Source organism: Shewanella sp. HN-41 (assembly GCF_000217915.1).
Classification (GTDB): domain Bacteria; phylum Pseudomonadota; class Gammaproteobacteria; order Enterobacterales; family Shewanellaceae; genus Shewanella.
This window is the reverse complement of sequence record NZ_AFOZ01000037.1, coordinates 1-12,376: the sequence shown is the minus strand read 5'-3', so window position 1 is coordinate 12,376 and position 12,376 is coordinate 1. Positions and strand designations below refer to the sequence as shown.

The window sequence follows — 12,376 nt, the reverse complement described above, 5'->3', positions numbered from 1 at the left end:
CAAAGTATGAATGAAAAAACAACGGCCGAGCTAGAGAACCTTCGTGGACTTATCGACGGTGTCGATCAGCAATTATTGCATTTACTGCGTAAACGATTGGATTTAGTCGCACAGGTTGGTACGGTAAAACACGCCGCAGGACTACCAATTTATGCGCCACAGCGGGAAGCGGCTATGTTGGCTAAACGCCGTGAAGAAGCCAATGCGATGGGGATTGCACCACAACTAATTGAGGACATTCTACGCCGCTTGATGCGTGAGTCTTATCTCAATGAAAAAGATGTTGGCTTTAAACAAGTCAAAAAAGATCTCGGCCCAGTGGTGATTGTCGGTGGTAAAGGTCAGCTTGGCGGCTTATTCCAACAGATGCTGAAGCTGTCGGGTTATCAAGTTAATATTCTTGATAAAGATGACTGGCAGCAAGCGGATAGTTTATTTGCCGAGGCAGGAATGGTGTTGGTGACAGTGCCTATTGCCATCACCTGTGAGCTTATTCGTGAAAAACTGACTCAGTTGCCAAAGGATTGCATTTTAGCCGACTTAACGTCCATCAAAACTGAGCCAGTTAACGCCATGCTCGAGGCCCATAAAGGCCCCGTGGTGGGATTCCACCCCATGTTTGGTCCCGATGTTGGGAGCTTAGCAAAGCAAGTCGTCGTGGTGTGTCACGGACGTGAGCCTGATAAATACCAATGGTTGCTCGAACAGATCACCATTTGGGGGGCGCGGATTGTCGAAGCTGAGCCCGAGCGCCACGACAGTGCGATGCAGTTAGTGCAGGCGATGCGCCATTTCTCGACCTTTGTCTATGGTTTGAATCTGTGTAAGGAAGAGGCGGATATCGATACTTTACTGCAATTTAGCTCGCCGATTTATCGTTTGGAATTAGCCATGGTCGGGCGTTTATTCGCCCAAAGTCCTGAGCTTTACGCAGATATTATTTTTGCCCAGCAGGATAGCCAGCACGCTATCGGCGATTATTTAGATAACTACCGTGAAGCATTAGAGCTGCTAAAGCGTGGTGATAGGGATGAGTTTATTAAGCAGTTTCAAACTGTTGCTACGTGGTTTGGGGAGTTTGCACCGCAGTTTCAGCGTGAAAGTCGCATTATGTTACAATCGGTTAGTGATATGAAAGCTAATTAATAAACAATTAGTTATGTAAGAAACGTCCATCAATGATGGGCGTTTTTTTATGGGCGTTAGCTAGGATTTTTATATTTATTAGCATTTGCTTAAGGTGATCTTTCTCTAACATTTGATATTGAATTTTAGAAATTGCTGTCGCTTATACAGGGTTTCGGTAGACTAGTTTTAAACATGCATAAATAAAGCATGAATTTAAATTAGGAGTCTATCCATGTTTTGTATTCAGTGTGAGCAAACCATCCGTACACCCGCTGGCAATGGTTGTAGTTATTCCCAAGGTATGTGTGGCAAGTTGGCGGCAACGTCCGATCTGCAGGATTTATTGATTTATATGCTGCAGGGCGTGTCTGTGTATGCGGTCAAAGCTCGCGGGCTGGGCATTATCGATGCCGAAGTTGACAGTTTTGTGCCTAAGGCATTTTTCTCTACGCTGACTAACGTCAATTTTGACGATGAACGCCTTATTGCCTACGCGCAGCAGGCCGCTAAGTATCGTGCGAGTTTAAAGCTTGCCTATGAAGCGGCATGTGAGACGGCGGGAATCGTTGCAGAGCAGGTTCCTGAAGTCGCTCAATTAGTGTTGGGGACGACCAAAGTTGAAATGCTTTCTCAGGCGCCTATTGCACTTTTGAATAAAGACAAGCATGAAATCCATGAGGATATCCTAGGGTTAAGGCTGCTTTGCCTATACGGCCTTAAGGGCGCAGCAGCCTATATGGAGCATGCTCGAGTATTAGGTAAAACGGATGCCAGCATCGCAGAACGTTTCCATGAAATTATGGCATTCTTAGGTGAGCCTAGTGTCGATGGAGACAAGTTATTCACCACTGCGATGGACATAGGCCAGCTTAATTATCGCATTATGGCGTTACTCGATGCGGGTGAGACAGAGGCCTTCGGCCACCCTGAGCCTACAGTGGTGAATACTAAGTCAGTTAAAGGCAAGGCGATTTTAGTCTCCGGCCATGATATGAAGGACTTAGAGCTTATCCTCGAGCAAACCGCAGGCAAGGGCATCAATGTGTATACCCACGGTGAAATGTTGCCAGCACTCGCGTATCCCGCCTTTAAAAAATATCCTCACCTTGTCGGTAACTACGGTAGCGCTTGGCAGAACCAACAAAAGGAGTTCGCTAACTTCCCCGGTGCTGTGGTGATGACATCAAACTGCATTATCGATCCCAATGTGGGCAATTATAGCGACCGCATTTTCACCCGCAGCATTGTCGGCTGGCCTGGGGTGACACATATTGTGGGTGATGATTTCTCGGCGGTGGTAGATAAAGCCCTTGCTTTAGAAGGCTTTAATTATGATGAAATTCCACACAACATCACCATTGGTTTTGCCCGTAATGCCTTAATGGCTGCGGCTCCTGCCGTGGTTGATAATGTGAAAAATGGCTCAATCAAGCACTTCTTCCTCGTTGGGGGCTGTGATGGCGATAAGGCTGAAAGAAGCTATTTTACCGATCTGGCTAAATCTGCCCCTAAAGATTCAGTGATCCTGACCTTAGGTTGTGGCAAGTACAAGTTCAATAAACTCGACTTTGGTGATATCAACGGAATCCCGCGTTTACTCGATATTGGCCAGTGTAACGATGCTTATTCTGCCATTCAGCTTGCGATTGCACTTTCAGAGATTTTTGAGTGCGATATTAATGAATTACCCCTTAGCTTAGTGCTTTCATGGTTCGAGCAAAAAGCCATTGTTGTATTGTTGACCTTGCTCTCCCTTGGGGTAAAAACATTCGTACAGGCCCAACCCCTCCAGCCTTCCTAACGGCGAATTTAGCCAAAATTTTGGAAGATAAGTTTGGCCTACGCAATACCACGACCGTTGAGGCTGATTTGAAAACCATGTTAAACGTGGCCTAAGTCAACCGAGAACCCTTGCTTAACTGCGGTTTTAATCGTTTGAGTAAAGCCGCAGTGTTTTGTGGATAAAAATGCTATGAATATGAGTCTGATGTCGAGGGAGGGGGCATTATCCTTTTCTCCCCAAAGACAGGAGAGTTTCAATCAATTAGTGTGCGTCGAACGCTGGAACGAAACCGCTGATGTGGTGAGCTTTCGTTTTCAAGCGGGTGAGCCAATGAAGTTTGATTATAAGCCTGGTCAGTTTATGACCTTAGTGCTTGAGATCAACGGTGAGCAAGCTTGTCGCAGTTATACTTTGTCCTCTACACCATCGCGCCCTTATTCCCTTATGGTGACCATTAAGCGGGTCGAAGGAGGACTCGTCTCCAATTATCTTATTGACCATTTGCATCCGGGGCAAAGTGTTCGGGTATTACCACCCACAGGACAGTTTAATCTGTTTGATATTCCTGCAAAAAATATCTATTCTTGAGTGCTGGCTGTGGTATTACCCCTATGTACTCTATGTCTCGTTATCTTACCGATAGCCAGATGGACGCCGATATTGCCTTTGTACATAGTGCTCGCTCCGAAGCAGACATCATTTTTAAATCCTCCTTAGCCACTATGGCGCAGCGTCATAGCCGTTTTAAGCTGCGTTATATGTTGGAATCCATCACAACAGAAACACTATGGCATGGGGATGAAGTTCTACATGATATTGGGCGTTTAAGTGCCAAAAGTTTGCTTGACTTGGTACCCGACTTTGCGGAACGGACCGTATTTTTATGTGGTCCAGAGCCCTATATGCAGGCCGTGAAGCGCTTACTGGGCGAGCTTAATTTTGATATGGCTCAACTGCACCATGAAAGCTTTGCCACCGCGGTCAAAGAGGCACAACACAGAGTCAAGCAAGCTGAAATACAGGCCATAGAGCCAGCCAATTCCAGTTCGTCTTTTATGTTATCTATCGGCGATAGAAAGCGCGCGTTAACCCCAGAGCAAAGCTTACTCGAAGGCATTGAAGCTGAAGGTTTGCCGATTATTGCCGCCTGCCGCTCTGGCGTGTGTGGTGCCTGCAAATGCCAAGTGCTTGAAGGGGAGACCGAATCCAGTAGTACTATGACATTAACTCCCGCGGAGATTGAGGCTGGCTTTGTGTTAGCCTGCTCGACTAAGTTGAAGTCCGATATCACTTTGTCCTTGTAGTCTGAATGGGGACATTTGCTTTCGAGCGGAAATATTTTAACTCCTTAGTTGCGATTATTTACCCGAGAACGTAAGGTTAAAGACAAGGGCGTTGATTGTGAGCGCCCAGTCCCATCGTCTGGCTGGAGTCTCTCAATGACAACGACAACTACCTATGCCGCAAAAATTGAAGATCATAGCCTTGGGCATTTGCTTTATGCCTTGATGTCGGGCTTTCCACTACTCTTGCTTCCTGTACTCTTGAGTCTGTTTATCAATGTATCGCAACGCCAAACACTGAATAATGGGCTACTTGCTTCGCATCTGCGTTGGCAGCGCCATTCCACTATTATTTTTATCGGCCTGTTGGCACTCGGTTATTGGGTGCCTGTCACTTGGCTCAGTCTTTCGATTTATCTCTTTGGTATTATTTGGTTTTGCCATCGAATCCTAAAAGGTTGGTTAAGCTTATTGGATGGTTTAGAAATCTAAATATGTGCTAGAGTCTCTGCACCTTGGCGTTGAAAGAGACTCCCATGTCTAGTTATCAAATTCTCTGTATTCTCTGTGCGTTAGCCTTAGTCACCTCTGTAATCTCTTCACGGGTGCATAAATTACAAGAAACCGTTGCTATCACGGCTTTGGCCCTAGGGATGAGTTTATTGCTGCTCCTCGGTGGTAAGGCGCTTGGGGGCGAAGTATATGGCTATTTTGTAGTTGGGCTTGAGAAACTCGATTTTCAGGCGCTCTTACTGAATGGCATGCTCGGTTTCTTACTTTTCGCTGGCGCCCTGCAGATCCGCTTATCAATATTAAAGCACCAAAAGTGGGAGATCCTCATCCTTGCCTGTGTGAGTACATTGCTGTCGACCTTTATCATTGGTGGCCTGCTATTTTGGGCTGCGCCCCAGTTGGGATTACCCCTAGCGCTCACCCATTGCCTACTCTTTGGCGCCTTAATTTCTCCCACAGATCCGATTGCCGTACTGGCCATTTTAAAGAAAATGGGAGCCCCAGAGGATATCGCCATTCAAGTGGAGGGAGAGTCCCTATTCAATGATGGTATCGGGTTAGTCGTTTTTGTGGTGTTATCCCAAATGGCGTTTTCGACTGAGTCGATTACGGCTCTGCAGGTATCGGCCTTATTTATCCACGAAGCGATAGGTGGTTTGATTTATGGCGCGGTATTAGGTGTCTTATTACATCATTTTTTCCGTTACTGTGAGGAAGAAACCCAATTGATGTTAGTGACTTTGCTTATTCCGACAGCGGGTTATGTGATGGCGGAGGTTTTTGGGGTATCTGGACCGCTCGCTATGGTAAGTGCCGGTATTATCATAGGTAACTTCAGTGTGCCTAAATATTTTGTTCGTCAGGAAAGGGTTAAGTTACTGACATTTTGGTCACTGATCGAATCCTTCTTCAATGCATTACTCTTCCTGTTACTTGGCTTATTACTGTTACTCGTGACTTTTAAAGCACCACTGTGGTGGTTTATGTTTTTAGCGATTCCGCTCGTACTATTGGCGCGTGCCGTCAGTGTGTTACTCCCTTATCGGGGATTTAGAATGGTTAAATCCTACAACCCCTATGCAGAGTCTATTTTGATTTGGGGTGGGCTACGTGGCGGATTGGCACTGGCAATGGCCATGAGCCTACCCCAGGGGATAGTGGTTGATACGAGCAGTGGTGTGGAGCTACGCGAGCTCTTATTGGTGATGACCTATGCGGTGGTGGTGTTTTCTATCTTAGTGCAAGGTTCGACTATGGCAGGACTTATTCGCAGGAGTAATGCCGTGCCAGTCAATGCGAAACAAGGTAGTGTGTCTGCGCGGGGATAAGCCACAACTCGGTGCTGTGGCTTATCTTCTACCCTAAAGGTTAACGATATAATTCCCGGACAACTTGGGCCGTGAGTTCGAGATCATTGTCTTCGAGTGTGCAGTTAAGCACTAAGCCATCGGCCTTAAGTTGTTTAATCCCTTGGGTTTGCAGCACCAAAGCGTCCTGCGCAATGGCATAACAAGGGTTGATCACTATGGGTAAATGACTAGTGGCCTTAATTTGGATCAGGCTCGCTAGATCTAAGGTCGGAAGATTCGCATGATTAAAGGTGCGAACTCCCGAGTCGCAGAGGATCAACTGCTGATTACCTTGGCTTAAAATAATCTCGGTCGCTGCCAAAAATTCCTCATAGCTTGCCATATCATTACGTTCGAGCAATAGTGGCATTGGCAGTGTGCCAGCTTGGGTCAATAGGGCTTGGTTAAACATTTGTTTTCCCGTGATAAACAACATGTCTGCCTGTTGGGTTGCCAGTGCCATATCCGCGCTTTGTTCTACGGCGACAATGCACAGTAAATCGTACTGGTGCAGGATTTGACGCAGCTTAGGTAAGGTTAACTCGGGTGAGACTAAGAGGTTTACCGCCTCCAAAATAATGGCTTGAAACCCCACTTCCTTAAGCTGTTTTACCCTACGCTCAAATTGAGATAAAGCTAAGGGAGACAGTTCCTTTGTCAGGCTAATCTTGGCTATCGCCCCAATGTGTCCTGCACCTATGCTCAATGGACCGCTGCTAATTTCACTGTCCTGTGCTTTATAGGCTTTGCTGTATCTATAGGGGTTTAATTCCGGCGTATTGTGGCTGATATTCTGAGTCTTAGAGGTGCTAGGCTCAATCAGCAGTTGGCTGTTGCTCAGCTGTGTTGGTTTAACTGTTTCGCAGGGATAGCAACCTAAGACTTTGATAAAACGTGTGATCCGCTCTAATTGCTTCAATCCCGCCTGCATGGCTTCACTGGATATATTGGCATCGATATCGAGGTAGAACATTTCTTCCCAGGGCGTGCCCGGGATTGGGCGAGACTCTAACTTGCTCATATTCAATTGATGAGCCTTCAGTACTAGCAGGGCCTCGACTAAGGCTCCGGCCTTTTGACCCGTTGCCATGATTAAAGTCGTTTTCGCGGGCAGTTGTTCAGGCACTGCCACGGCTTTACGGGCTACAACAATAAAACGGCTTTGGTTGATTTTTTGATTGGCAAGGCCCGCTTCTATGGACTCTAACTGATAGAGCGCACCACCTTCGGTGCTACCAATAGCTCCTGCACTATTGTCGGCACTTTGATTGACCTTTTCCATCGCCTCGGCGCTGCTCGAGCAATATTCTAGCCTTAAATCTTTGTGTTGACTGAGATAGCGACTGCATTGGCTGATAGGTTGCGGATGGGCGTAAACGGTCTTGATATCACTCAGTTTGCTACCGGGTTTGCCAAGTAGACAATGGCTTACTTCTATGGTGGTCTCGCCGACGATAGAAAGACTGGTATGTTGCAGCACATCATACACTTCGTTGATCGAACCCGATGAGGTATTTTCAATCGGTAGAAACCCATAATCGGCATGGCCCGATTCAACCGCTTGCACAATTTCATCGAAACTTTGGCAGCCTAAATCCAACATATCGACTTGACGGCGTAGGCAATAACGGGTCGCGGCAAGGTAAGAGTAGGAGCCCCTAGCGCCAAGGTAGGCGATACAATATTGCTGTTTTTGCGTTTCAGGATTGGCGCGGCCGTGTAAATAAGCCTGCTGATTGAGCACTGAATCTTCAATAATGCTCTGATAAAGGGAGATCACATAGTGGGCATCTAAGCCTTTTTCCCGTCCCTCCTTAACCAGTCTAGTCAATAATTCCTTTTCTCTTTGGGTATCCCTAATGGGTCTGATATCGACCTCTTTGCTGCGGGCCACTTCTAAACTTAAGCGGCGACGCTCGGCGAGTAATGAGAGCAGTTCATTATCGAGTTGAGTGATTTGTTCTCGAGTTTGGTTTAAAGGCTGTGGTTTATGCATTCTGACCTCAATTGCCGCCGTGTATTTGACCAATCGTTTAAGACAAAAAAGCCTCCCAGTGGGGAGGCTTTGGATTTTTACTTTCGTTTTTACACAGTAAATCCGCCTCCTAGAGTGGGGGTGTAAAAAAGAAAGTAAAAAAAGCTGTCGTCATCGTTTTCATGGGGTTAAAACTAAAGGGCTGGGGCGTGGCTGTCAATCAAAAGTTACTCATAAAAGCGCATCTTATTCAGCATCTACCGTGTTTGGGTTGATAATTGTCGCGCTTAAGCACAAGCGAAATAAAAAAGGCGAAGCATTACGCTTCGCCTTTTTGTAACACATTGCGATTACTCGCCTAATTCAATACCTGCACGGTTGATTAAGAACTGAGTCAGAATCGGTACTGGACGGCCAGTGGACCCTTTATTGGCTCCGCTGTTCCACGCAGTTCCGGCCACATCTAGATGTGCCCAATTGTACTTTTTCGCAAAACGTGACAGGAAGCAGGCCGCGGTAATAGACCCCGCTGGACGACCACCTAGGTTGGTCATGTCCGCAAATGGGCTGTCGAGCATATCTTGGTACTCATCCCATAACGGCATGCGCCATGCGCGGTCACCGCTCTGCTCACCGGCATTTAACAGCTCGTGTGCCAATGGGTTGTGGGATGAGAATAGGCCTGAAGCATGCTTACCTAAGGCGATCACGCAGGCACCCGTTAAGGTGGCGGTGTCGATCACTAATTCAGGCTCGAAACGCTCAACATAGGTCAATACATCACATAGCACTAAACGGCCTTCAGCGTCGGTATTAAGCACTTCAACGGTTTGGCCCGACATAGTGGTCAGAATATCACCTGGACGATAGGCATTACCCGATGGCATGTTTTCACAACCCGCAAGTACACCGATGACATTGATAGGTAACTTCATCTCACAGATGGCTTTCATGGTGCCAATCACACCCGCAGCGCCGCCCATGTCGTATTTCATTTCATCCATAGCTTCGCCAGGTTTTAAAGAAATACCACCAGAGTCGAAGGTTAAACCTTTACCAACCAACACAATCGGCTTCTCTGTGCTGTCGATAGCGCCTTTATACTCCATCACTGTCATGATGGACTCGTTGGCACTGGCACGCCCCACTGCGAGGTAAGAGTTCATGCCTAGCTTGGCCATTTGCTCTTCACCTACGGTAGTGACATGCAGGTTTTCATGTATTTCAGCCAGTTGGCGTGCTTGTGAGGCTAAATAGGCTGGATTGCAGATATTGGGTGGCATATTGGCCACATCGCGGCATAAATGCACACCCGCAGATACGGCCATACCGTGCTCAATGGCGCGTTCGCCTAAGGTTAATTCGCGGCGAGTTGGCACGTTGAACACTAACTTACGCAGTGGACGACGGGTTTCACCTTTGCGACTTTTTAACGCATCGAAACTGTACAAGCTGTTGTTGGTGGTTTCGACGGCTTGACGTACCTTCCAATAGGTATCACGACCTTTAACATGCAACTCGGTTAAAAAGCACACGGCTTCCATCGACCCAGTTTCATTCAAGGTGTTGATCGTCTTAGTAATGATCTGCTTATACTGGCGTTCGTCTAGTTCTCGTTCTTTGCCACAACCAACTAATAACACTCGTTCACTCAATACATTAGGAACGTGATGCAGCAATAACATCTGGCCAGGCTTGCCTTCCAGATCGCCGCGACGCAACAGATTACTGATATAACCTTCGCTAATCTTGTCTAATTGCTCGGCGATACCCGATAGACGGCGAGGTTCATAAACACCGACAACGATACAAGCTGAGCGTTGTTTTTCGGGGCTACCGCTCTTTACGCTAAACTCCATGAGCACTCCTAGATTCTTAAAGACAAATTTTTATATTTATTGGATAATGTCTGCTTGTCCCGGAAAGGGCCTAAGTTATTACTCCAAAGGTGATTTATTCTCGGCATTTGAGTCACGTGTTTGTGAAACACTCGTATACTTAAGTTTGCCAGGAACCCCTGAAGCTGGTCAGAAAACTATCAAAAGTAAACAGTTTACATGAAAGTTAGTCTGTTACCAGCAAAAAGATAAGTTTAGAGACCGGATCCTACCTGTGATTGTATTTAGATACCTTATTCGAGAAGTTTTAAAAGCGCAAATTGCAGTACTTTTTGTACTGTTAACTATTTTTATTAGCCAGCATTTCGTGCGTATACTGGCCGATGCCTCCGATGGTGAATTCCCAGCCTCCCTCATTGCGACATTAATAGGCTTAAACCTCCCCTATTTAGTGGTGCTCGTTTTACCCTTGAGTTTGTTTCTTGGGATCTTGATGGCCCACGGCCGCATGTATGCCGAGAACGAAATGGTGATCCTCCATGGGGTCGGCGTGAGCGAGTGGTATGTTACCCGCGTGACCCTAATTCTTGCCGTCATTAATATGCTGTTTACGGGATATTTGTCCCTATATGTCGCTCCTTGGGCGGAGGAGCAACAAAATCAAGTGCTGGAGAAAGCACAATCTGAAGCTGGATTAGCGGCACTGGTGCAGGGGCGTTTTCAGGCGAGTCCTAACGGTCGCGCCGTGTTATTCGTCGAGCGCATCGGCAAAGACAATGAACTGGACAAAGTGTTTGTGGCCCAGTTACCCGATCCCAGTGATGAAACGGGCTTAACCAATGTGGTGGTGGCGAAAGGTGGCCGCGTATTGGAAGACAATTTCGGCGCCCAGCAATTGCAGTTGAATGATGGGGTGCGTTATCAGGGGAGTCCGCAGCTGAAAAATTACCAGATAATTGAATTTGGTGATTATAAAATGCAGATTAAAGAGCAACAAGTCGATGAACGCCGTCGCAAATTATCGGCTCTTCCACTGAAGGATTTACTTAAAGTTGAAGGTTCAGAAGCCGTGGCAGAATTCCAGTGGCGCCTCGCCATTCCCTTGGCCATTCCTATCATGACACTTATCGCAGTGCCATTAGCAAGGGTGAATGTGCGCCAAGGTAAATTTGCCAAGATGCTGCCAGCAGTACTCTTGTATTTAGGTTATTTTGGTCTGATGGTGGCTGGACGTAAAGCGCTCCAAGATGGTGTGATCCCGCAATATTTAGGCATGTGGTGGATACACTTGTCTGCTTTGACCATGGGGATCCTCCTGCTCGGTAAAGACAGGCCCTTGTTCGCGCGGTTATCCACTGCGATGGTACGTAGAAAGGCGGCTGCATGAAGATCTTAGACCTTTATATTGCTAGGGTATTACTGAGCACTTCGGCGCTGTGTTTACTGGTACTCACCGGCCTTTCTGGCATTATCAAGTGGGTGGACCAATTGCGTTTAGTCGGCCGTGGAACTTATACCATGATGGATGCCGGCATCTATGTACTATTTTTAGTGCCACGGGATATCGAAATGTTTTTTCCGATGGCCGTTCTGCTCGGTGCTTTAATCGGTATGGGTATGTTGGCGTCGAACTCCGAACTTGTGGTGATGCAGGCATCGGGGATGTCGCGGCTGCAGATCACGCTTTCTGCCATGAAAACGGCGGTGCCCTTAATGCTGATGGTAATGGCGCTGGGTGAGTGGGGTGCGCCGATTGCAGAGCAGAAAGCCAACGAGTTGCAAGCGATCAAGTTATCCGGCGGAAGTTTAATTAAATCACACCGAGGTATTTGGGCTAAGGATGGAGATCTATTTGTCAATATTGGGGAAGTTGAAGATATCAATAAACTCAATAACATTACTCTCTATAAATTTAATAGTGAGCTTAAGCTCACTAATGTTGTACACGCTGAACGAGCCCTATTTGCGAAGGATAGTTGGCGTTTATTTGGAGTTGAGCGCACTGAAGTTACCTCAGATCAAGTGCGTTTAGATTACCTCGAAGAAGAGGTATGGAAATCGAGTTTAACGCCAGATAAGCTCAGTGTTGTGTCGATTAAACCTGAGGCGCTCTCTATTCGTGGCCTACTGGGCTATCTTGATTATCTGAAAACCAATAGCCAAGATCCTAGCCGTTATGAGCTCGCCCTGTGGCGTAAATTTATGCAACCTATTACCGTTGGCGTCATGATGCTGGTGGCCCTCTCTTTTGTATTTGGCCCGCTGCGAACCGTGACTATGGGGGCTAGGGTGTTACTTGGGGTAGTGGCAGGTTTTAGCTTTTATATCAGTAACGAAATCTTTGGCCCTATGAGCATAGTTTACGAGTTGCCCGCCTATGTGGGGGCTGTGGCACCGAGTCTCTTATTCACTGGGATTGCCTTCTACTTTATTCGACGATGATACGCATTCCGTTATTCCGAATATAGCCCATAAAAAAACACGACGACTAACGCGTCCGGTTTTTT

Annotated in this window: 7 protein-coding genes, 2 pseudogenes and 1 other annotated feature; of the genes and pseudogenes, 7 read left to right on the top strand and 2 right to left on the bottom strand. The window is 46.9% G+C overall.

Annotated features, from left to right (window positions below):
• The first annotated feature begins 6 nt into the window (after positions 1-6).
• From tyrA to SOHN41_RS13350, 5 genes and pseudogenes are all read left to right on the top strand, one after another.
• The gene (gene tyrA, locus SOHN41_RS13370) at positions 7-1,146 is read left to right on the top strand and encodes a bifunctional chorismate mutase/prephenate dehydrogenase (RefSeq protein ID WP_007649836.1); all 1,140 of its coding nucleotides are present in this window, start codon (positions 7-9) and stop codon (positions 1,144-1,146) included.
• Positions 1,147-1,360: 214 nt separating this feature from the next.
• A pseudogene (gene hcp, locus SOHN41_RS13365) lies at positions 1,361-3,024 on the top strand (hydroxylamine reductase).
• Positions 3,025-3,100: 76 nt separating this feature from the next.
• Positions 3,101-4,215: pseudogene (locus SOHN41_RS13360) on the top strand (FAD-binding oxidoreductase).
• 135 nt (positions 4,216-4,350) lie between these two features.
• A complete protein-coding gene (locus SOHN41_RS13355) occupies positions 4,351-4,686 on the top strand; it encodes a hypothetical protein (protein ID WP_007649829.1) in 336 nt (111 codons plus the stop codon).
• Between the two features lie 44 nt (positions 4,687-4,730).
• Positions 4,731-6,035, top strand: coding sequence for a cation:proton antiporter (locus SOHN41_RS13350; protein WP_007649827.1), 1,305 nt, complete (start codon positions 4,731-4,733; stop codon positions 6,033-6,035).
• A 40-nt stretch (positions 6,036-6,075) separates the two neighbouring features.
• On the opposite strand, the gene SOHN41_RS13345 is transcribed toward SOHN41_RS13350, so the two are convergent.
• Together SOHN41_RS13345 and pepA are read right to left on the bottom strand one after the other, a co-directional pair.
• Positions 6,076-8,052 (bottom strand): chorismate mutase, encoded by a 1,977-nt coding sequence (locus SOHN41_RS13345; RefSeq protein WP_007649825.1) that lies wholly within the window; start codon positions 8,050-8,052, stop codon positions 6,076-6,078.
• Positions 8,053-8,093: 41 nt separating this feature from the next.
• Positions 8,094-8,210: a sequence feature (Phe leader region), on the bottom strand.
• Between the two features lie 171 nt (positions 8,211-8,381).
• Positions 8,382-9,890 carry a leucyl aminopeptidase gene (gene pepA, locus SOHN41_RS13340; RefSeq protein ID WP_007649823.1) on the bottom strand — a complete coding sequence of 503 codons (1,509 nt, stop codon included), beginning with the start codon at positions 9,888-9,890 and terminating at the stop codon, positions 8,382-8,384.
• Positions 9,891-10,143: 253 nt separating this feature from the next.
• Between pepA and lptF the strand changes: the two genes are divergently transcribed.
• A complete protein-coding gene (gene lptF, locus SOHN41_RS13335; protein WP_007649821.1) occupies positions 10,144-11,256 on the top strand; it encodes an LPS export ABC transporter permease LptF in 1,113 nt (370 codons plus the stop codon).
• Positions 11,253-12,311, top strand: a complete 1,059-nt coding sequence (lptG, locus tag SOHN41_RS13330; protein WP_007649820.1) for an LPS export ABC transporter permease LptG — start codon at positions 11,253-11,255, stop codon at positions 12,309-12,311. Before lptF ends, lptG begins: the two co-directional genes overlap by 4 nt.
• Positions 12,312-12,376: the final 65 nt, after the last annotated feature.

Excerpts from the sequence above, each read along its gene's own strand:
- tyrA (WP_007649836.1), top strand. The coding sequence starts at position 7 with ATGAATGAAAAAACAACGGCCGAGCTAGAGAACCTTCGTGGACTTATC.
- SOHN41_RS13355 (WP_007649829.1), top strand. The coding sequence starts at position 4,351 with ATGACAACGACAACTACCTATGCCGCAAAAATTGAAGATCATAGCCTT.
- SOHN41_RS13350 (WP_007649827.1), top strand. The coding sequence starts at position 4,731 with ATGTCTAGTTATCAAATTCTCTGTATTCTCTGTGCGTTAGCCTTAGTC.
- SOHN41_RS13345 (WP_007649825.1), bottom strand. The coding sequence starts at position 8,052 with ATGCATAAACCACAGCCTTTAAACCAAACTCGAGAACAAATCACTCAA.
- pepA (WP_007649823.1), bottom strand. The coding sequence starts at position 9,890 with ATGGAGTTTAGCGTAAAGAGCGGTAGCCCCGAAAAACAACGCTCAGCT.
- lptG (WP_007649820.1), top strand. The coding sequence starts at position 11,253 with ATGAAGATCTTAGACCTTTATATTGCTAGGGTATTACTGAGCACTTCG.